Origin of the sequence: Helicobacter macacae MIT 99-5501 (assembly GCF_000507845.1) — a bacterium.
Taxonomy (GTDB): Bacteria; Campylobacterota; Campylobacteria; order Campylobacterales; family Helicobacteraceae; genus Helicobacter_B; species Helicobacter_B macacae.
The window spans coordinates 378,978-399,033 of record NZ_KI669454.1 but is presented as its reverse complement, the minus strand read 5'-3'; the positions used below and the strand labels follow the sequence as shown (position 1 = coordinate 399,033).

The 20,056-nt window shown below is 40.8% G+C and carries 18 protein-coding genes; 14 read left to right on the top strand and 4 right to left on the bottom strand.

All coding sequences use genetic code 11. The features are described 5' to 3' along the window. Window positions 1-85: 85 nt before the first annotated feature. The 4 genes from uvrB to HMPREF2086_RS12015 all read right to left on the bottom strand — a co-directional run bounded on the left by uvrB (window position 86) and on the right by HMPREF2086_RS12015 (window position 6,754). Window positions 86-2,200 (bottom strand): excinuclease ABC subunit UvrB, encoded by a 2,115-nt coding sequence (gene uvrB / locus HMPREF2086_RS01710; RefSeq protein ID WP_023926997.1) that lies wholly within the window; start codon window positions 2,198-2,200, stop codon window positions 86-88. Then, the gene (locus HMPREF2086_RS11110; protein WP_023926996.1) at window positions 2,200-2,871 is read right to left on the bottom strand and encodes a nucleotidyl transferase AbiEii/AbiGii toxin family protein; all 672 of its coding nucleotides are present in this window, start codon (window positions 2,869-2,871) and stop codon (window positions 2,200-2,202) included. Before HMPREF2086_RS11110 ends, uvrB begins: the two co-directional genes overlap by 1 nt. Continuing rightward, on the bottom strand, window positions 2,834-3,166 hold the full coding sequence (locus tag HMPREF2086_RS01700) for a hypothetical protein (RefSeq protein WP_023926995.1): 333 nt from the start codon (window positions 3,164-3,166) through the stop codon (window positions 2,834-2,836). The genes HMPREF2086_RS11110 and HMPREF2086_RS01700 overlap by 38 nt, the downstream gene beginning before the upstream one ends. A gap of 114 nt (window positions 3,167-3,280) precedes the next feature. Continuing rightward, a complete protein-coding gene (locus tag HMPREF2086_RS12015) occupies window positions 3,281-6,754 on the bottom strand; it encodes a type ISP restriction/modification enzyme (RefSeq protein ID WP_051397633.1) in 3,474 nt (1,157 codons plus the stop codon). A gap of 145 nt (window positions 6,755-6,899) precedes the next feature. On the opposite strand from HMPREF2086_RS12015, the gene HMPREF2086_RS01690 reads away from it, so the two are divergent. From HMPREF2086_RS01690 to HMPREF2086_RS01625, 14 genes are all read left to right on the top strand, one after another. After that, window positions 6,900-7,157, top strand: coding sequence for a hypothetical protein (locus tag HMPREF2086_RS01690; RefSeq protein ID WP_023926993.1), 258 nt, complete (start codon window positions 6,900-6,902; stop codon window positions 7,155-7,157). 75 nt (window positions 7,158-7,232) lie between these two features. Then, entirely contained in the window at window positions 7,233-8,519 is a 1,287-nt protein-coding gene (locus tag HMPREF2086_RS01685) for a hypothetical protein (RefSeq protein WP_023926992.1), read from the top strand. A 1-nt stretch (window position 8,520) separates the two neighbouring features. After that, complete coding sequence (gene priA / locus HMPREF2086_RS01680) at window positions 8,521-10,815, top strand: replication restart helicase PriA (RefSeq protein ID WP_023926991.1); 2,295 nt, start codon at window positions 8,521-8,523, stop codon at window positions 10,813-10,815. A gap of 116 nt (window positions 10,816-10,931) precedes the next feature. Continuing rightward, a complete protein-coding gene (gene ccoN, locus HMPREF2086_RS01675) occupies window positions 10,932-12,401 on the top strand; it encodes a cytochrome-c oxidase, cbb3-type subunit I (protein WP_023926990.1) in 1,470 nt (489 codons plus the stop codon). A 13-nt stretch (window positions 12,402-12,414) separates the two neighbouring features. Further along, window positions 12,415-13,101: a cytochrome-c oxidase, cbb3-type subunit II gene (gene ccoO / locus HMPREF2086_RS01670; protein ID WP_023926989.1), complete on the top strand. Its 687-nt coding sequence runs from the start codon at window positions 12,415-12,417 to the stop codon at window positions 13,099-13,101. Window positions 13,102-13,111: 10 nt separating this feature from the next. Further along, a complete protein-coding gene (locus HMPREF2086_RS01665; RefSeq protein WP_023926988.1) occupies window positions 13,112-13,321 on the top strand; it encodes a cytochrome c oxidase, cbb3-type, CcoQ subunit in 210 nt (69 codons plus the stop codon). Window positions 13,322-13,324: 3 nt separating this feature from the next. Next, window positions 13,325-14,200, top strand: coding sequence for a cytochrome-c oxidase, cbb3-type subunit III (gene ccoP / locus HMPREF2086_RS01660; RefSeq protein WP_023926987.1), 876 nt, complete (start codon window positions 13,325-13,327; stop codon window positions 14,198-14,200). Between the two features lie 9 nt (window positions 14,201-14,209). Beyond that, window positions 14,210-14,410, top strand: coding sequence for a DUF4006 family protein (locus tag HMPREF2086_RS01655; protein WP_023926986.1), 201 nt, complete (start codon window positions 14,210-14,212; stop codon window positions 14,408-14,410). A 132-nt stretch (window positions 14,411-14,542) separates the two neighbouring features. Then, window positions 14,543-15,595, top strand: coding sequence for a hypothetical protein (locus HMPREF2086_RS01650; RefSeq protein ID WP_023926984.1), 1,053 nt, complete (start codon window positions 14,543-14,545; stop codon window positions 15,593-15,595). 19 nt (window positions 15,596-15,614) lie between these two features. Then, window positions 15,615-16,469, top strand: a complete 855-nt coding sequence (locus HMPREF2086_RS01645) for a hypothetical protein (RefSeq protein WP_023926983.1) — start codon at window positions 15,615-15,617, stop codon at window positions 16,467-16,469. Between the two features lie 7 nt (window positions 16,470-16,476). Then, on the top strand, window positions 16,477-16,863 hold the full coding sequence (locus HMPREF2086_RS01640) for a type II secretion system protein (RefSeq protein WP_023926982.1): 387 nt from the start codon (window positions 16,477-16,479) through the stop codon (window positions 16,861-16,863). Beyond that, complete coding sequence (locus tag HMPREF2086_RS01635) at window positions 16,814-17,434, top strand: hypothetical protein (RefSeq protein WP_034560240.1); 621 nt, start codon at window positions 16,814-16,816, stop codon at window positions 17,432-17,434. Before HMPREF2086_RS01640 ends, HMPREF2086_RS01635 begins: the two co-directional genes overlap by 50 nt. Then, complete coding sequence (locus HMPREF2086_RS01630; RefSeq protein ID WP_023926980.1) at window positions 17,434-18,036, top strand: hypothetical protein; 603 nt, start codon at window positions 17,434-17,436, stop codon at window positions 18,034-18,036. Before HMPREF2086_RS01635 ends, HMPREF2086_RS01630 begins: the two co-directional genes overlap by 1 nt. Before the next feature lie 190 nt (window positions 18,037-18,226). Beyond that, a complete protein-coding gene (locus HMPREF2086_RS01625; protein WP_023926979.1) occupies window positions 18,227-20,044 on the top strand; it encodes a hypothetical protein in 1,818 nt (605 codons plus the stop codon). The last annotated feature ends 12 nt before the right edge of the window (window positions 20,045-20,056 follow it).

Below are 20,056 nucleotides of genomic sequence, written 5' to 3'. Positions count from 1 at the left end.
CCACACATAGCCTTTTGCTCGATTTTACAAAAATCACATAGCTTTTTTACACTGCTTCTCACATTGGCTTTTTTACATAGCCTTTTTACATAGCCTTTATTCTGGCGATTTCATCGCGCACTCTTGCTGCTTCTTCAAATTCTAGATTTTTTGCCGCTGCAAGCATTTGCTTTTTTAGCTCTTTTATTATGGATTCTCGCTCGCTTTTTGGGATTTTTGCGCCCTTTTTGCGCCCGCTTTCATAGAGCTGTGATAGCCCGCTTGACTCGATTTTTAGCTCTTGCTCGACATTGCGCGAGACGCTTTTTGGCACGATATTGTGCGCCTTATTAAACGTCTCTTGCTTTGCCCTGCGATAGTCCGTGATTTCAAACGCCCGCTTCATCGAGCCCGTGATAGTAAGCTCGCCGTTTTTATCTTTGGCAGAGTAGAGTATTACTTTGCCCTCGATATTGCGTGCGGCACGCCCCATAGTTTGGATTAGGCTTGTTTCACTACGCAAAAAGCCCTCTTTATCCGCGTCCAAAATCGCTATCAAGCTCACTTCGGGCAAGTCTAGCCCCTCGCGCAAAAGATTTATCCCCACTAGCACATCAAACTCCCCAAGTCGCAGTGAGCGAATCAAATGATTACGCTCGATAGCATCTATGTCGCTGTGCATATAGCGCGTCTTTATGCCTAGCTCGGTGTAGTATTTGGTAAGCTCCTCTGCCATTTTTTTGGTAAGCGTGGTGATAAGCACGCGCTGCTTTTTCTCTACACGCGCTTTGATTTCATCGAGCAAATCAAGCACTTGGTTGCCACTATCGCGCACTTCATAAAGCGGGTCAAGTAGCCCTGTGGGGCGGATAATCTGCTCGGCGATATGCTCCGTGCTAAGCTCTATCTCTAGCTTGGCAGGTGTCGCAGAAACGAAAAGAAAATGCGGGGCTTTAGCGATAAATTCCTCAAACATTAGCGGGCGATTATCTAGCGCACTAGGGAGGCGAAATCCATACTCCACAAGCACTTCCTTGCGACTTCTATCCCCCGCATACATTCCTCCAAATTGTGGCAGGCTCGCGTGGGACTCATCGACTATGACAAGGTAGGGCTTTCTCTTTTGCTCAAAATAATCAAGCAAACAATAAGGCGTCTCCCCCGCCTTCTTGCCTGTCAAGTGTCGCGCGTAGTTCTCAATCCCCTTACAAATCCCCGATTCGCGTATCATTTCTAAGTCAAACTCCGTTCTACCCTTTAGTCGCTGATACTCCACCTCTTTGCCTTGTGCTTTAAATTCTGACAAACGCAAATCTAGCTCTTTTTCAATGCCATCGATTGCCTCACTCAAGCGATTTGCCCCCACGATAAATTGATTTGCTGCATACAGCACAAAAGAATCAAGGCTTTTTAGCTTGGTGTGCTCGAGTGCCTCATATACCGCGATTTGCTCCACCTCATCGCCAAAAAACTCTATGCGGATAAACTCACTCTCATTATACGCAGGGAAAATATCCACCACCTCCCCGCTTACGCGAAATTCCCCCCGCTCAAACGCCGTGTCATTGCGCGTATAGCCCATATCCACAAGTTTGATTAAAAACTCCTTTTGATTGCGCGACTCGCCCACTTGTATTTTTTCAATCATTGTGAGATATTCAGCAGGATTGCCTAGCCCGTAGTTTGCGCTTACACTTGCCACCACGATGACATCATCATAAGCTAGAAGCGAAGTAGTCGCGCTTAGGCGCAGTCGCTCCAAGTCATCATTTATGCTTGAATCCTTTTCAATAAACAAATCCCTGCGCGGAATGTAGGCTTCGGGCTGATAGTAATCAAAGTGGCTTATGAAATACTCCACGCGGTTGCGCGGGAAAAAGCCCTTAAACTCGCTATAAAGCTGTGCTGCAAGGGTTTTGTTGTGCGTCATTATGAGTGTTGGCATATTTAGCGTAGCGATGATATTTGCCATAGTGAAAGTTTTGCCACTGCCCGTTACGCCTAGCAGTGTGGCGTATCTCGCGCCACTTTTGAAGCTACGCGTGATTTTATCTATGGCTTGTGGCTGGTCTCCTGCGGGGGAGTAGGAAGATTCTAGCGTAAAATTTTGCGCGGGTTGTGGCTTATCGTTTGAGTTGGTGGGTGAAGTGCGTAAATCTAGCGACTTCTTGCCTAAGTCAGCGTTTTTTGTGGTGTTTTTTTTGCTTTGTTTAGTTTGCATTATAGTGTTAGCCTTTTATTTATCAAATCTTTGAAGTTTGCCACAAAATCATCACGGATTGAATCGTTTTTGAATGTTACATTTTTGAAAGTCGCCATTTTGGTTAGCTCTATTTGTTTGATATTGTTAATCACATCGTTTGGAATAATATTAGTTTTTTTGCCAAGCAATTCAAATCCTTTACAAACGCTTACGCTTGTGTATTTTAGCATAGTATAAATATCAAATAAATCTCTAGCTTCATTGCGCGATATGGAAGTCTCTAATTTATTGGCAAATATATTTTGAATGCTATCAATTATCAAGCCATTATCTAGCTTTACGAAGTCATCTTCGTGGAATACGACATCATTTACCAAATCCACTTTAAGATTGTTTTCATTTATGATGACTTGCATAAAGTAGGGCGATTGTGTAGTGATTTTAAAATCTATGGCATTGTTTTTTAGTGATTGTGCAAATGTGCCAAATTCTTTTGCATTAGCGTTGCTATCACCATTATTTAGCAAAAAGAAATCCAAATCATCACTATATCTATAAGTATCAAAGTGAAATCGTTGCAATGCTGTCCCACCTGTGAGATAAAGCCCTAGATTTTCTCTTGCGACAATCTCTAAAATCTTATCTTGGGTTTTATACAACGCGATATATTTCTCGTCTTTTTCCTGCATTTTTTATCCCATAGCGTGCTATTAGCTCATCTAATCGTGCTTCTAAAAAGTCGCGTTTGTGGTATCCTAGTCGCTGATTTTGTGAGATAATCATCTCTTTTACCCACTCGGTATCAATAAGGCTTAAATGCTTAAACATATCATTTGAGTTTTGAAAAATCGCACTAAAGATAAGTTTAGCATCGCTCTTATTTTCGCAACAATCCACAATATCTTGTGGGCTAAATGAGACATTACCCCAATAGCAAGTCTGCAAAATCTCGCTAGCGATTTCTAGTTTTTGTTCCTTTGTCATTTTATGCTCCCAAAGAATTTTTAGGCGCAATTATAGCATTTTTGTGTGCGATTTTTTTAAGCGCATTTTTGAAGCAAATCTCTCAAAAGTCATTTCGCGCTAAAATCACTAGCCCTACTCCAACGCGATTTTGGCGATTTGGGCTTCTACTCTTAAAGATTCGTGCAAGGTGGTTATAATGCGCTCGAAATGCGCGTGCTCTAGCACTTCGCCTTTGTGGGATTTGAGATATTTTTCACACACGGCATAGCCACCGATTTTGTATCCCCACACTTCCTCGCTGACATCGCTAAAGTAAAGGCTTTCATTGATATAGAGCCTTTTTTGCTCCGCATTGTAGGCGATTTTCTCTATCTTCTCATTGCGATTTTGTGGGTTGCTAAAAAGCGGCTCGGTTATGGATTCTAGTGTGCCACGCATTAGGTGTAAGTCGATGATTTGCTCTCCCAATGCACTAAGGGCTAAAAACTGCTCTTTTGATTCTACAAACGGAATGCGCGGGAAATCAATCTTTAGAAAATCTAAGAATTTCTCGCGGTAGTCTTTGTGGAAAAGCACCGCATAAATGTAGCCCAAAATCACTTTTGGCGCGAATCTCTCGCTATATTTTGCATCGATAAATGCGCGAAATTGCGGGGTTAGATTTTCTACTAACGAATCGGATTCGATTAAATAAAGCGGGAAAATATAGCTTCCGCTACCCACCAAATGCAAGTCAATAATATTATTTGCCACAAAAATATTATCTATCGCTTGTAGTTTGCAACCTCTATCACACACTAACCCCACATTGTAAGAATCCAAAGATTCCATATTCCTTACGCGTGGGCTAATCTTTATTTCCCCCTCCCTTGCGGAGGGGGACAAAGGGGGAGGGTTTTTTGATTTGTGAGTGGATTTACCCACCCCCAAACCCCCTCCGCAAGGGAGGGGGCTTATTTTGTCATCTAAAAAATGTTGCATAACTTCATATCGTGCGCGTCCTATTTTTGTTAAATCATAATAGACTTTTTGAATATCAAAAGGGCGATAGGCAATATCTCGCACGAATCGTTTATCAAATTCGCCATAATGCTCTTTGATTCGCGATTCGAGAATCTGTTCATTTGATGCAATCAATATCGAATCTTTGCCCGTTACGATTCCCACACTTGAGAGAGTGAAAATATCCTTTATGCTTATGCCTTTGTCATATTCAGCGCGTAAGGATTCGTTTTGTGGGATAAAGAGATAAAATGGTGCTTTGGGTGCAATCGCACTCCAAGCGATAGAATCCAAACCATTGCTTTGCAAAAAGTCGTATTTGTCCTTGCGTTTGCCGTATAAATCGTAGTGATAGACTTGAGCGAGATTAGCATTACCCACCCCCAAACCCCCTCCGCAAGGGAGGGGGCTTATTTGAAATTCATCTCTACAAGGAAGGGGGCTTTTGTTAGAATTGCTAACGCAAGGGGAGGGACTTTTTGTTTCCTTTTCATTTGTGTGTGGGCTACTTTTTTGTTCCCCCTCCCTTGCGGAGGGGGCTAGGGGGTGGGTTGATTTCGCGCAACTTTTCACAAACACACTTATACACACGCCTTGCTGAATGTCAAAGACATTGTCATCTTTGCTACCATCGGGGGATTTTTCCTTTTTCTTTACATTGCCGTGCAAATCTAAAATGTAGATTTTGTCAAATGTGTTTAGCAAGTGGTAGCGCATACCGCGAAATGTGGGGTTATCTATAAAGCCGTGATTGCTGATAATGGCGATGATACCGCTATCTTGGGATTCGACTTTAGACTCGGCAAAGCGGATAAATTTCACATAATCATCTAAAAGCCATTTGGGGTTTTTCTCGTTTTGCAAACGGCGCGATTCAAAGAGATTTTTGAATTCTCTTTGTTTGGATTTTTCATCTGGGTTTGCAAAGTAGGCTTTTATGATTCGCTGTGCTTGTGTAGATAGATTTTGTTTGCTTGGCTCTAGCCCGTAAGCGATTTTTACCTCGTCCTCAAAAAGCCCCTTATTTGCACTCGCGCCTGAATAGGGCGGATTGCCCGTGATGATTAGGATTTGCTCGTTTTTTAGCTTTTGGGATTGCAAAAATTCTTGGGCGAGTTCATACATACCCGCAAAAAGAGAGCTTTTTTGATTTTGCTCATCTTTGGCGGATTTGGTGTATATGGTATTTGTAAGCAAAATGTTGAGCTTTTCGTTATCATCTAGCGGGGCATTAAATTCCTCTTTGAAACTTTGGGAGATTTTCAAATGCGCTATGGTGTAAGGGGCGATTAGAAACTCAAAGCCACTAAATTTTGAGAGTAGATTTTTGGGCTTGTAATGCAAAGAATTTGACGGGGTGGAATCTAGTGCCTTGCGAAAGGCTTCAAGCAAAAATGTCCCCGTGCCTGTGGCAAAATCTAATAATGTGATATTGTCATTGTCAAGTGCGCTACCTAAGCCTTTAGTCTGCTTGAAATCGTCCTTTAACACCAAATCTATGGAGTCAATAATAAACTTAACTATGGGGAATGGTGTGTAATATACACCACGAGATTCGCGTAATTTCGGGTCGTATTGGCTCAAAAATGTCTCATAGAAATGCAAATATGGGTCTTTGTGTAGGTAGTTGCCTAGCAAGTCTTTTTGCGCGATTTTGTTTAGCTCTTTGGTAATCTCTGCGGGGCTAATGTGATTTATAATGCTTAAAATCTCTTTGATAAGCCACTTTAGGCTATCTAGCTCATCTAAATTATCCAAAAATCCGCTCATAGCGCGGATAAGTGGGAAAGATTTTGGGATAAACTTTTTGACATTATATAAATCGATAATCTCGCCTCTCTCGTCATTTAGCCTAGCCAAAAAGAGCGCGTAGGTAAGCGTTTGGGCGAAGCTATCGCAAAAGGCTTCAAAATCCAAATCCTTATATAAAATGTCTTTGAAACTTTGATAGAGTGTTGTGATTTGGGGATTTTGCGGATTGTCGATAAGCGTGTCTTTGACTAGCTTTGTGCGCTGTGCTAGGCAGAGTGCGAAATCTTGCGCGGAATTGATAGACTTTGGAGCAGAGCTAAAAAAGAGTGTGAAAAATTCGAGCAACTCGCTTTGCTTGGATTGTAGGGTGGATTTGGATTTTAGCGTGGAGTGGATTTGGTCTAAGGCGCAAAGTGTGATTTCTTGGGTGATTTGGATTTTGCCATTTGGTGCTTTGCTTAGCCTTAAAAAGCGCAAATAATCTGTAAGGATAAGATTGTCGCTCAAAGTTAGGTATTTGGCGATTTGCTCTCGTGGATTCGTGTTGGATTTATTGATGAGTTCGGCTAAATCCGCATTTACGCGTTTATTTTCAATGTATCCTAAAGTGAGATTACCCCCCCCCCCCGCAGGAGAAAATCCGCAATTTACTTGAAAATCTGGCGCACCTGCTTTGTTTTCGCTTTTATCGTTATTTGGCTCGTGGATAATGCTAAGGTTGGCAAAGTCCTTGTGCGTGGTGGCTAACTCATTTTTAATGCTCTCTAGTAGCCTTTGTAACGCGCTTCTATGTGTATGCTCTTTGTCGCTCTGCTTAATACCACTAATGGCACTCAAATACTCGCTTAAAATATTCATAAACACTCCTCAAAGATTTCGCTATAAAGATTTGCTCAAATATATTCCTACCCACACTTTTGCACATTCTTATACATTTACAAATTTTTGTGCAAATTTTTGCGATACAATTACAATCAAACTCTTTTAAGGAACAACAATGTCTTTGATACAGAATCTGGAGGCAAAAATAGATTCTATCTTGCAAAGCTATGAGCAAAAAGTAGCAGAGATAAACGCACTAAAAAACAAAGTAAAAAACCTAGAAGCGAGCAACAAAGAAAAAGACTTGCAAATCTCATCTCTCTATGAGGAAATAGCCCAAAGAGACAAAGCCGTAGAATCGCTATATGGCAAAATATCTAGTGCGTTTAAAGAAAATGAAATAATAAAAGAATCAAAGCAAGAATCTACTTAAGCAATCCACTTGGGATAAGTATTTATTTAAGGGAAAATATGTGCCACCATAAAGGATTTTGCAAAGGATTTTGTGATGCCCCAAACTAGGCATAAATCTATCGATGAGAAGCTAGAATCTAGCGAAGTAGAATCTCTAGGCATTGATGAGCAGCTAGAAATCAACATTTCTGGGCGTAAGTTTAGCATATCGCTCAAAGGCTTTGAGCCAAATGCGATAGTGGAGATAAAAGAGCTACTTGAGACGCAAAGCGTGGATTTGCTAGACCTTATGCGTGCGTATCTAAACTCTGTCCACTCTAGATGCGAGCTAGAATCCCAAGTAGCCCATATCACTCAAAAGATAGTCCAAAAGCTACCACAAGTCTTTATAACAAAAGATTTTGATGAAGCACAAGATGGGCAAGCAGATGATGAGGTAGATAGTGAGCTAGATGAGGAGGATTTGGCGCAATATAGCGAGCTTGATGAGGATTTGGCGGAGGGATTTGGAGATGATTTTGGGGGATTTGGGGAGGAGTTTGGGCATAGTGGGGAAGTGTATGGGGCATTTGGCGAATTTAATATGCTAGGTGGGCTTGGCATACATAGCAAAAGTGAGATAGAGCCAAGCGAGGAGGAGCTAGATGAGATAATAGCACAAAAAGAGCAAGAATCACAAAATCAAAAAGTGCAAAACCAAGAAGCGCAAGATAAAGAATATGAGATAGCAGAAGCAAACGAATCTACAAAAGCGGTAGAAACAATAGAAGCGACAAAAAAAGAGCAAAAAGATGAGCAGGTAAAGCAAGCAAATAACTACACTCAAGCACAGCAAGCACAAAAAGAGCGCACCGACAAAAAACCTAACTATGAAACTACGCAGAATAAAGATTCCCTAGAAAATCAGCCACAAAATCAATCACAAGAAAATCACTCACAAAGCCTTACAAACCAAGCACCTCAAGCACCAAAAACACCTCAAGCGAAGTTTGACCAAGCACGATTTGACTTTGCAGATTTTTCTAAGCCAAATCGCGACAAAAAAGAAGCACAAAATTTAGATATAGAATCTAAAGCAAGTGATTCTAAAGCACACTCAAAAGAGGGTTTAGAAGTAGCTTCTAAAGCGGACATTCACACAGATTTGGTAGATTCTAAAGCTGATTTGGAGGTGGATTTAGAAGCAAAATCTAAGGTGGAATCTAAAGAGAATTTTAGTGAGGGCAATAAAGAGAGTGAGCTATCTCACGCAGGGCAGGCACATAGCACTTTTGCAAATCGTGGAAACAACTCTTTTGACTTTATGAGTGATTCTCCCTCGCTAGAGCCAAAGCCCAAATCCACCCTTAGTCGTATCACAAAATTTTTTAAAAACCCTTAAAATGTCGCTTTACTACCTTGTCGCTCCATTTGGTGCAAAATCCCCACCTTTTACCTACAAATCACACACTACTTATGAAAAAGGCACGCTTGTAGAGATTCCACTGCGCGAAAAAGTCGTGCTAGGCGTGGTGCTAGGTAGCGTGCAAAAGCCTAGCTTTGAGTGCAAAGAGATAGGCGAGCAAAAGGGGTGTTTTGATAGTAGGCAGGTATTATTAGCGGAGTTTGTGGCGTATTATTATTTTTGCACGCTAAGTGAAGCATACAATCTAATGCAACCACATTATGGCTTTGGCAATTCGTCTTTGGGTAATCATTGCGTAGATTTTGTAGATTTTGGGGGTTCGCAGGCGATACAGGCTAGCTCACCCCCAAAATCTACAAAAAGCTCCACAAGCACCACCGCAAATGCTAAAATTGTAGAAAAAAAATCTAATTCCGTTATCGCAGGTAAAAATCCGTATTTAACTATGGAAAGAACTTTAGCAACTAAAGTTGCCTTAGAGAAGTCAAAGTCTAGTGTGGATTCCCACGAGGCAAGCACAAACCCTCATATCACCCATACACAGCTACACCCACTTAGTCAAGCGCAAAAACGCGCACTAGATTTTGTGCTTGCTAAGCCTATAAGCCTGCTTTTTGGCGATACGGGCAGTGGCAAAAGCGAAATCTACTTCCACCTCATCGCCTCCGCGCTCACACAGGGAAAGTCCGCGCTCTTTCTAATGCCTGAAATCTCACTCACACCACAGATAGAATCAAGGCTAAAAAACGCATTTGGCGAGCAGGTAGGAATCTGGCACTCCAAAGTAAGCCAAAAACAAAAAAAAGAGATTTTACAAAAACTTGAATCAAACGAGCTAAAAATCATCGCAGGAGCTCGCTCTGCCCTCTTTTTGCCAATCCAAAATCTAGGGATTATCATTATCGATGAAGAGCACGATGATGCGTATAAATCTTTCCAAAATCCACGCTATAATGCGCGTGATTGCGCTCTATATCTGTCCAAAAAATGTGGCTTACAAGTGGTGCTAGGCTCGGCAACTCCAAGCCTCACAAGCTACTATCTTGCAAAAAAGGGTGGCTATCTTTATCGCCTAAAGGGTGCGTTTTTTGAGGAGGCAAAAAAACAATATATCTTAGAAAACTCCCCCACAAGCCTAACCCCGCTACTTCTCTCACACATAAAATCTACACTACAAGCAAAAAAACAAGCTATCATTTTTGTGCCAACTAGGGCGAATTTTAAGGCATTGCTATGCCAAGAGTGCGGATATGGGTTTGCCTGCCCATTTTGCAGTGTCAATATGAGCTTGCATATCAAGCAAAACCGCCTTGTTTGCCATTATTGTGGTTACTCTCAAATCACGCCAAAATCCTGCCTAGAATGCGATAGCCAAAATCTAACCACAAAGCGCGTAGGCACACAGCAAATCGCAGATGAGCTAAAGCAATCTTTTAGCGAGGCAAAAATAGGGATTTTTGACAAAGACCATATCACTACAAGCGGCAAGCTAAATGAAGCATTGAGAGCATTTAGAGATGGCGAGATAGACATACTTGTCGGCACGCAAATGCTCTCAAAAGGGCACGATTATCACAATGTCGAACTAGCCGTGATTTTGGGAATCGAGTATGTGCTAAATGGAGGGGATTTTCGCAGCTTTGAGCGAGGGATAGCCCTGCTTCATCAAATCGCGGGGAGAAGCGGGCGCAAACACATTGGCAAGGTATTTATCCAAAGCCCACAAGCCGAGTTTCTTAGAGGATTTTTGGGTGATTATGAGGAGTTTTTGGCGTGGGAAGAAAAGCGCAGAAGTGATAATTATCCACCTTTTAGAAAACTTGTGATGATTCATTGCTCACACCTGCGACAAGAGAGGGCAAAAGAGCAAATGGAGGAGATTCTCCCCATACTAAAGCGACAAAAAAATATCCATATCATAGGGCACGGAAGCAACGCCATAGAGCGAATAGCAAACAAATGGCGATTTCATATTTTGCTAAATGGAGAAAAGATTAGCGATATATTAGAAGCACTAAATGCAGTGAAAAGCGAGCTAGAATCGGTCGCAAAATCTAGTGCAGATTTGCACACAAAATCACACTCAAAGCCTAACTCAAAATCTAACCCAAACTCTTGCCCAAAATCGCACGCAAATTCTAGCTTGCAAAAATGGGTAGAATCTACACAAAATCATAGCTCATCATCACATAAGCAAAACTCTCATTCTCAAAAATCCCTACATTTCGGCAAAAGGCTTGATGTTGATATTGATTGCTTAGATACTTTGTGAGAAAATCTATTAGCAAAAAGCAGATGATTTTGAAAAAAACTAAAAAATTTAAGGATACAAAAGGTAAAAAAAGGTTAGAATAGCTGTGATTTAATTTTCGGAGAAAAGGAGAGTAAATGCAAGACAATGTAGCAACTTTAGAATACGACTATTCTATCGCAAAATTGTTTTTGTTCTCAACGCTTGCATTCGGGTTTATCGGTATGCTTATCGGCGTTGTTTTGGCGTTTCAGCTAGCGTTCCCTGATTTGAACTATATCGCTGGCGAATATGGAATCTTTGGGCGACTTCGACCACTTCACACAAATGGAATCATCTATGGTTTCACTCTTAGTGGGATTTGGGCTGCGTGGTATTATCTAGGACAAAGAGTGCTAAAAATCACTTACCACCAACACCCGCTTCTAAAATTCATCGGTTTAGCACATTTTTGGGTTTATATCGTGCTTATGCTTGCAGCTGTGATTTTACTTTTTGCGGGCTTTACACAATCAAAAGAATACGCTGAACTTCCTTGGATTTTGGACTTGGTAGTGGTAGTAGTGTGGGTGCTATGGGGCGCAAGTATGTTTGGCTCTATGGGTGTTAGACGCGAAAATGTGATTTATATTTCGCTATGGTATTTTATGGCGACTTTTACAGCTATCGCCGTGCTATATATCTTTAACAACCTTGCTATTCCTACTTACCTTGTCGCTGGCACAGGAAGTGTATTGCACTCTATCTCACTCTACGCAGGTAGCAATGACGCACTTATCCAATGGTGGTGGGGACACAATGCGGTGGCATTTGTTTTCACTTCTGGCGTTATCGGCGTGATTTATTACTTCTTGCCAAAAGAATCTGGGCAAAGCGTATTTTCTTACAAACTCACACTCTTTTCGTTTTGGAGTTTGATGTTTATATACATTTGGGCTGGCGGACACCACGTCATTTACTCTACCGTGCCTGATTGGGTGCAAACTCTTGGTTCAGTCTTTTCTGTGATTTTGATTTTGCCTTCTTGGGGAACTGCGGTAAATATGCTTCTTACTATGCGCGGGCAATGGCATCAGCTAAAAGAATCTCCACTTATCAAATTCCTAATCCTTGCTTCTACATTCTATATGCTATCTACTTTAGAAGGACCGATTCAGTCTATCAAGTCTGTCAATGCTCTAGCGCACTTCACAGATTGGATTGTCGGGCATGTCCACGATGGTGTTCTAGGCTGGGTAGGATTTACACTTATCGCAGCTTGCTATCATATGCTTCCTAGAATGTTTAAGCGCGAAATCTACTCTAGAAAGATTATGGACATACAATTCTGGATTATGACGATAGGGATTGTGTTTTATTTCTCTAGTATGTGGATTGCAGGTATCACACAAGGTATGATGTGGAGAGATATGGACCAATACGGCAACCTAGCATATCAGTTTATTGATACAGTTAGCGTGCTATTCCCATACTATCTTATCCGTGCGATTGGTGGGGCATTGTATTTGGTAGGCTTTATAATGTTTATCTACAATGTCATAATGACAATCACAGCAGCAAGAGAGCTAGAGAGTGAGCCAAAATCTGCCTCACCTATGGCTTCTTAAAAGGAGGTGAGCAATGTTTAGTTGGCTAGAAAAAAATCCTTTCTTTTTCACAGTAGCGTTTTTGGTGGTGTTTTCTATCGCGGGGCTTGTAGAGATTCTACCTGACTTTTCTAAGTCCTCTCGCCCTATTGATGGGCTTAAGCCATATAGTTTGCTAGAGACTGCGGGCAGGCAAGTCTATATGAAAGAGGGTTGCTATAATTGCCATTCACAACTTATCCGTCCATTTCAGTCTGAAACAGACAGATATGGTATGGCAAGTATAAGTGGTGAATACGCCTATGATAGACCATTTTTGTGGGGCTCTAAGCGCACAGGACCAGACTTACATAGGATAGGGGATTCTCGCTCCACAGATTGGCACGAAAATCATATGTTTGACCCAAAAAGTGTTGTTCCTGCGTCCATTATGCCTGCGTATAAGCATCTCTATGATAAAAATGTTGATTTTGAAACTGCGTATGCAGAAGCTATCACACAAATGGAAGTCTTTAGCGTGCCTTACAATACTCAAGGTGGCGTGTCTATCGGCACAAGCATAGAGGAAGCAAAAGACATCTATATGGAAGAAGCAAAAGCACTTGTCGAGGATATGAAAAGCCAAGACATTAAAGACTATTTAGAAAAAGGCGAAGTCAAAGAAATCGTAGCTTTGATAGCCTATCTAAATAGTTTAGGGCAAAGCAGACGGACAAAATAAGGGGTAAGATATGGCAGCCCAAAATATTGAATACATAAGAGTTGGTGCGTATTTTGTCGTTACCATACTTTTGATTGTGTTTTTGTATTCGTATGCGATTTCTATGTGGCGCAGGCAAAGAAAGGGTTTGCGCGACTATGAGAAATACGGCGATTTGGCTGTCAATGATAGCTTAAGTGATGAGCTAGTCGAGCCTCGCACAACATCAAAAAAGGAGTAGGTAATGAATTGGTCAAATGACGATGTGATTAAAATCACCCTCTTGGGTGCAGTAGTAATCCTATTGATTACGATTTATGTAGTTGGCTTTTACTTCAAAAAAATGAAAGACGCCAAAGCAGATGGCGAGCTTACAGAGCACTATTGGGACGGAATCGGCGAATTTAAAAACGACATTCCTGTCGGCTGGGTGCTGATTTTTATGGGGCTTATTGTGTGGGGGCTTTGGTATATTTTTGTAGGCTATCCACTAGGGCAATTCTCCCAAATCGGGCAATACAACGAGGAAGTCAGCAGAAATAACGAGGTGTTTGAGCAAAAATGGAAGGGACTAAGCCAAAGCGAAAAAATCGCTATGGGTGAGGGGCTTTTCTTGGTGCAATGCTCCCAATGCCACGGAATCAATGCTGAAGGAATGGATGGCAAAGCACAGGATTTGCGCTCTTGGGGCAAAGAAGAGGGTATCATCAAAGTCATCACAGAGGGTAGCAAAGGACTAAACTACGCTGGTGGCGAGATGACACCGGGCTTGCTAGAAGATGAGACAGAAAAGCGACAAGTAGCTGCCTATGTGATGCAGACTTTTTCCCCTGCGCAGTCTACTAAGTATTCTCAAGCTGATGTAGAGGCGGGAAAAGCTGTATTTGATATGATTTGTGTAACTTGCCACGGTGAAGACGGCAAGGGCAATGGCTCTGAAATTGAGGGCTTTGCTGCGGATTTGACAGAATATGGCGATTACAAGTTTGTGAAGCATATTTTGACCGATGGCAAAAAGGGCTTTATAGGCAAAATGCCATCTTTTAGCTATGCAAACTTCAATGACATTCAAATCCAAGCACTTGCTGCATATATCAACTCGCTCAAAGTGCGAGACTAAGGAGAGACTATGAATGGTTTGTTTGGTATCAATGGACTTTTTGGTTTTCTTGTGGCGGTCGTGCTTGTAGTGGTGCTAGCAATCGGGTTTGGTATGCTAGCAGCGAGTATCCAAAGCGAAAACTCTACAAACTACTACATCATCAAAGATAGCGCACATATCGAAGCGCAAAGTGTGGATAACAAAGACCACTTTGAAGATGCAAAATAAGGAGGCAAAATGCTAACAACGCTAGAAAAACTACTAGGACTTATGATAGTCATCTTGGCTTTGGCTTCAATAGCTATTGTGTTTATCCCTGATGGATTCTTGCACCTCGTGTAGCTCTGCAATATTGTGTAAATGTCGTGCGCTCTTGCTTGCTACTTGATTGATGACTCTTCGCACAAATCGACTTTGGGTATGGCAGATGCCAAATATGCAGGCTATGCTATAGCCCAAAGCCCTTGTAAAAATCATCACAAAGGCATTCGACAATGCAAGCAGATTTTACACGGCTTATTCTCTCTCAACCCCAATCATAGATTCTCAAAAAAGTTTTTTTTATTTTTTGTGTTTTTTTGTGTGGTAAGTTTATCATTTGCGGATTCCACAGATTCTAAATCCCACCAAAATCATAAATCCCCCACCTGCTTTCCTAGTAACCCTGAAGCAGATTCTACAAAATCTATGGATTCTAAAGGCATTGATTACACAACCTCTGCTAAAGAAAAAGACGCAAATAGTGATTTTGTATTCCCTCACTCTATCTCGCCCCAATCCACCTATATTTTTGGCAATACAAAAAATATCATCGTGCCTAAATCTAAAGAATTTATCTCCGCTCTTGCAAGCGAAATCTTTACAAAAAGTGGGATAAAACTCTTTGTCGATGTTATTGATGAAGTATCATTTCCCTCCTGCTACCCCACAAAGCAAAGTCGCAAAATCTACCAAAATCAAGTCATAAGCAAGCTAAACGCACCTTTTGTCATCATTTTTCTTTTTGTCCAAGAACACAAGATAGAGATTCTCTCAAGCCAAGATTTGCACTACATAGCTAGCCCAAAATCCACCAACCAAAAACCTACACAAGACACTACAAACACAACAGAAGCAAAAAAAGAATTTCTTAGCCCCAAAAAACTAGATTCTATATACTTTGACTATATGGCACCGCTTTTGCCGCACAAAGAGGAGGATTTGACGCCAAACCGCATTTCTGGTGTGATATTAAACGGCTATGCAGAAATTGCTGATAGAATTGCCGATACATATCACTTCACGCTAGAAAACAACTTCCCGCGCGATGAAGAGGGTGTGAGGAATTATGTGAAGTTTATATTGTATGTTATGCTTTTTATTCTTTTGGGGCTTTTTGCGTTTGCGTATCTGCCAAAAAGAAGCAAAAGCTAGAATCTTTAAGGACTAATTTATGCCAAAAACACCGATTAGCACAAATAACAAGCATTCTACGCAATATTCAAGCCAAGATTTAGATAAAAACAATTTATCTAGTGATTTGCATAGTGATTTGCCTAGTGCAGATTCTATGCAAGCAACAAAGCCCAAGCGCAATTTTTGGCCCTACGGCATTTTGCTAGTGATTTTGCTAGGCGTAGTGCTTATTAGCATTTCTATCCGCATTTCTGTGAAGCACCCCGTTGTCGATGATGTGCCCTTTTTTATCAAGCACGATGATATGGATTCGGCGATAAATGACTTGCTAGAGTCTACCAAAGCCTTGCAGAATGATTTTGATTTTTTTATCAATGCAAATGCTACGCCCACAAATGATGAGGCACTGCGCCCATACTCACCCTATATGCGCCCACCACACCGAGACAAAGCCACTCAAAACACCTCCCCCGCTTTGCATACAAAATCCCTAAATACGATTTTTTTGCGCGTCCTTAATAAATCTAACAAACCTCAAAATCTACGCCTCCAAGCATTTATCCAAAAAATAGGCAATCTAGAAGCCCAAGAGATTTTCATCTACAATCCCAAAGATAGCTCCTACTCATCTATCAAGCCACCCAAAAAAGGAGAGCAAATCCCTATTGGCGAGCTAGTTTTGCAAGAGAACACACAATCCAAAGATTCTAACAAAGAAGCAATCTATGCTAGCCCGTTTTTTATGCTTGAGCTAGAGGGACGCTGGATAGTGTCTTTGCAAATAAACCAAAGTGATGACAAAAACACAAAAAGCGATATAGTCGTGCTTGAAAAAGAGTTTTTTGCCCTGCCAAATCAAAGCACAAATACAGATAGTGGAACTTTGCAATAATAACAAAATGAAAAATCCACACAAAACAGACGCGACAAAATCGCTTAAAAGTCATAAGCCAAGCAAAAGCCAATACAAAAAAGCGTGTAAAAATAGTAGCACACACAGAGCATTTGCCCTGCTAGAAGTTGTCTTTGCGGTGCTGATTTTGGGCGTGGCATTTGGGATTTTGGCTAGATTTTATCACACAAGGGCACAAAGCCAAGAAGCCCAAAATATCACACAAAATCTAGAGCAAATACAACAACAAGAAGAAAAAATCATAGCAGAGTTAGAGTCCCAGCTCTCGCCCAAATCCCACAAAATCATTGGCACAAATGGCGAATTTTGTGAGGGAAAAATGTTTGAAAAATCCGCTTTTAAACTTTTTAAGCCACAAAACTGTGAGCAATAAGCCACAAAATCATCATAATTTCCACCCACAAAAACCACACAAAAATACAAATCCACCAAAAAATCTAATGCAAAAACGACATAAACACACCAAAGCACTTCAAAGAAATGCAAAAAATGCCTTTATCCTGCTTGATTTTGTGCTTGCTATGACTATTTTATCTCTTATCATTATCGCTCTTATGCAAGCTAGTTTGCACTTTCAGCGACAAAACCTTGCCAAATCCACCCAGCACCTAAAAGGATTAGAAGCTAGCAACGCCATTGACATCGTGCGAAATCTCCTTGAAAAGCAATCTAGCATAGATTTTAGCCACGATAGGCTAAAGCTAGATAATCACACCATTTGGCTAGACTCTCACACGCTACTTTTGGACAATAGCCCGATATTGCACAATGTTTTTAAATTTTCTATCACTCCTCAAGGGCAAAGTGGCTTTAGTATCTCACTATGCTACGCCACAAGCCAAGCCAAACAATCCTGCATTTCAAAAGCGGGATTTCTCTCCACAATCCAACCCCCCTACACAGATAAAAACCAAACTTCATCTCCAAAAAATACAAGATTGTAATGCGAAATCCTACCAAACTAGCAAACCTTGCAAAACCTCTTATCAAGTCTTTTTCCAAGTCTTTTGCAAAATCCGCACTCACAAAAAGCAGATTTTCAAATCACACAAATACTACAAACAACACAAACCCCGCAAAACCTGCAAAAGCCACGTCTCCCGCAAACTCAAAAAAATCTACAAAAATCAAATCAAGTAATACAAAAAAAGCATTTGGGCTTATATATGCTGCGATATTTTTAGCCATAGTTGGGCTATTTTTGGCAAATGCGCGTCTTAGCACTTCTCTTAGCCTAGATAGGATTACCAACTCTCACATACACTTCCAATCAGCCCTCTACCTACGCAGCCTAGAGGATATAGCGCGACTTTGCGCAAACAAGCCTGATTTTACGCAAGGACGATTTGACTTTGGTGACGGATATATCGGTGGATTTTCACTGCATAGCCAAGATTCTATGACAAAGGCATATCTATATGTCGAGGGCAAAAACTTGCGCACAGGACAAATCCTGCGAGCTACAAAAGAAATCTACTTGCCACAAAATGAGCCAAACAATCAAAATCCACCACCTAGTCAGCCACCAAACAAGGAAAATCCATAATATTTAAGTTTTTTTCACAAAAAGACAAACTTGTAAATAAATCATTTGTTTTAGGCAAAATCATATAAATAATAAACAAAAATAATATTTTCAAATAACCAAAATTTTTTCTTTATACCCAAAAATCTAAGATATAATGTAGCCTTTATAATCTTAGCAATTTAACTAAATCCACAAAAGAGGACTTGATATGAAAATCACACAACAAAATAGAGCAAAAAACTCTAAAACTTTCAAAAAAATCAAAAATCTAGCTTTTAAGCTAGCTTGCGTGGGAGTCTTTACCCAAAGCGCACTTGCGATAGAAAATCTACAAGCCTTAGATGAAAACGACAAAAAAGCCCAAGAGTCAAAAAAATCAAAAGAGCTAGGAGTGTGTGGCAAAAAATCACTCCTTGATGAAGTGAGGCTAAATATCAAAAATAATCTATTAAACCTAAAAATGGCTCATCTCCTAGAAAAAGGCTCTACCCCTTTTCCAAGCGTGGATTCAAGCGGATATGAAGCGACAATAAAAAGGCTAAGAAGCATAAATATGGGCTGTGATGCCCGCAGCTACGCAGAAAGCGCACAATGCCTTTATAATAAGCTAAAAGATGAGAAACTAAAAGCAGATTTTGGGGAATTTGCCAAGCGACTTTCAAAGATAAATATGACATTTGACGCACAAGCGATGAGTAGGGGTTTGTGCTCTATTAGGGGTATTAGTGTTGTGTTTGATGGTGGCGACAAAGCTAGCTATGACAAAGTAGATGTCGGTTACACACCTAGAGCTTATAATGACAAAAGCGTAGAGCTAATAAGTTTTAGCACCTCCACACAAGGGACAAATATAAATTCCAAATTCGCACCATTTGCTAGCATTATCACAGATATAGAGAATTATTACAGCGGTAGAGGGGTAATGATAAACAATTCCCTAAGAGGTGGATGCCCAAATGGTAGCTACACCACCACTCTAAACCCAAAAGACAAACTATCTCAAGTGTATAGTTGCGCGGGCGGGCTATTTAGAAGTGGGATAACAAAGGAAATCTCAAAAGAAAAACTCAAAAATAAAGAGGAAAAAGACAACATAATCATATCTCACTATTCATCAAGTGGTGGAGCACTCATCGTGCGAAAATACGCCATAACAAAATACATAGATGAGCAAAGATTCAACAGCATAGGACAAAACAAAGAGCTATACACCAAAGCCTATCAAAAAGCAAGCCAAAGGATAAAGCCACCCACTCCAAGCAAGGCAGAAAAAGATTTAGAGAAATTCAAAGAGCAGGCATTAAGTGGGTTTAACCCAGATAATATCGCACAAAATACGCTAGAAAAAGTCATAGATGAGGATTGGCAGGCTTACCAAGAAGTCCAAGACTACAACGCAAAAAGGACGACAAAAGCCCCAGATGAAAAAACACTAAAAATGGCAAAAGCATATCAGCAAAAAGAAGAAAAACAGCAAAAGCAGCTAGCCGAAATGATGAGAATCTCACAAGAGTGGAACAACAAAATCCTAGCCTACAAACAAAAACTAGAAGAAGAAACCAAAAAAGAATACGCAAAAATCCTCCAATCCTATCAAGAGCCTAGAATCGACACAGAGGAGCAGATTTTGGCATTTATCAAAAAAGAAAAACTAACTCCTATTTATGAAAGTATCGAGACGGCGGACTTGAGGATTGTGGGTGGGGAGGAGTTTTATAGCAAATGCGAACCGATAGAAGAAACTTGCAATGCCAAGTTTCAAACAGGTTGCAAAATCATCGGCAAAAAGTGTGGAGTAGTGTGGAATAACAACTCACCAAAAAAAGGATTGGGTGGCGAATATAAGACAAAATATAAAGAGCTAATTGATAAAAGCCACTTCAAAGATGAGATAAACGCAAACCTAGACGCCCTAAGTCCAAGCAGCACAGAAAAAAAAGAATCCAATCTCGAGCCACAAAAAGCCGAGCCCACACCAGCCCCACAAGAGCAGATTTTACAACCGATAGATATTTTGAGATTTTAGAGCAATCTAAGA